Genomic DNA, 1,454 nt, shown 5'->3' with positions numbered 1-1,454 from the left:
ATCACAACGGTCAGCATCACTGACCGTGTGTTTGAAGAGGATGAGCAGATTTCGTTTAGTGGCTTTCTGAATGAGAAGTACGGGGGGATGGAAAAGCTTTAACCAACCAAATATTAATAATTCAGAAGCACCCCAAAAGACTCATGTTCAGTAGCAATCACATTCTCGCCATTTACGATCGTTGGCAATATCCACATAAGCCACCGCTCAGGATTCTGATCGAGCGGAACGGAGGAAGTCAGACTAGGCCATAAAACTTTCTGAATTACTCGGCTTTCATAATTCTCATTTGTCCTATTAATCCAAATGATCTTTTGCTGATTTTCATTTGTAACCGCAAAGTCCAGCACCTCAGTATCACCAGAAACTCCTGGAATAACAACGGGATCTGTTTTATTAAAAAAACCACTACCATCATTTATCAATAACAAAGTTTTATCATTTTCATCCTCATGACCGCCAAGTAAAACGTCTACATACCCATCCCCATCAACGTCAACAAGATCAACGGTAAAAAAACCTGTACGAACTACAGAATCAGGCAGCCTGATATCTTCATCTTTTTTAAAAGTTCCATCACCATTATTTAAAAGAATATAAACAGAGTCTTGAGGAGTTGAATTAGAAAGATTAATACTATTATCTGTAACTATTACATCCGGATAAGAGTCTCCATTGATATCTGCTGCTGAAGCACCATGAGAGTAGCCAGTATGATCATACGCATCTTGAATCAAGAACCTACCATCAGGTTGGCTGAGTACAATCTTATTTTTCTCTCCAGGGAAAGGCCAATCATCAAAGCCATGACAGGCAATAAAAACGTCAGGCAATTGATCCTTATTATAGTCAGCAACCAAAGCCTTTCTGGGATTGGCACAACCATCATTAGAGTTTATAAACAAATCATTTCTTAATTCATACTTCCCGTTATTTTTTTTCTGCCAAAACTCCATAATTGCAGGTTTAAGCTCATCTACAGTTGTAGGAGGCCAAGGGGAATCAAATTCTACGATAAACATATCTAACGTACCTGACTGAGCAAAATCGGCAAAAGCTCTTATCGGTGCATCAGAAGATCTTTCATCAGGAAATATTTGTGGGGTTAAGCCAGCTTCTTTGAAGTTCTTATAAGACGTTTCTTGTACAGATATTGGGGGAGCTGGAGCAGAACTTTTATCACCACTCTCCACACCACAACCTTGTAGCGCTATAGCGATTGATACCGCTAATAAGACTTTAAAATTCATACATCTACCAAAACATTTACGAAAAATGGTTTTAGGCTAACCAGTTGGACAAAATCGCTCAACAAACCAAATCTTACAAAATACATAGCACCCCCAAGATACCAAGCTCGCCCACTCTACCGAAAATGCACTGGATAAGATCGAAGCGGTACTGCCGGACAACCTGAAAAAGGAACTCGCCAAGCCAAGGCTCTACACACCGGA

1 protein-coding gene is annotated in these 1,454 nt (G+C 39.8%); it reads right to left on the bottom strand.

Annotated features, from left to right (window positions below; genetic code table 11):
- Nucleotides 1–113: 113 nt before the first annotated feature.
- Entirely contained in the window at nt 114–1,250 is a 1,137-nt protein-coding gene (locus BV405_RS17445; RefSeq protein ID WP_086482175.1) for an FG-GAP repeat domain-containing protein, read from the bottom strand.
- Nucleotides 1,251–1,454: the final 204 nt, after the last annotated feature.

Origin of the sequence: Oceanospirillum sanctuarii, from assembly GCF_002150805.1 — a bacterium.
Classification (GTDB): Bacteria; Pseudomonadota; Gammaproteobacteria; order Pseudomonadales; family Halomonadaceae; genus Oceanospirillum; species Oceanospirillum sanctuarii.
The sequence above is the reverse complement of the archived record's forward strand: the minus strand, read 5'-3'. Positions and strand labels throughout refer to the sequence as shown.

What these genes read in the sequence shown, in the direction of transcription:
- BV405_RS17445 (WP_086482175.1), bottom strand. Translation starts at nt 1,250, where the DNA reads ATGAATTTTAAAGTCTTATTAGCGGTATCAATCGCTATAGCGCTACAA.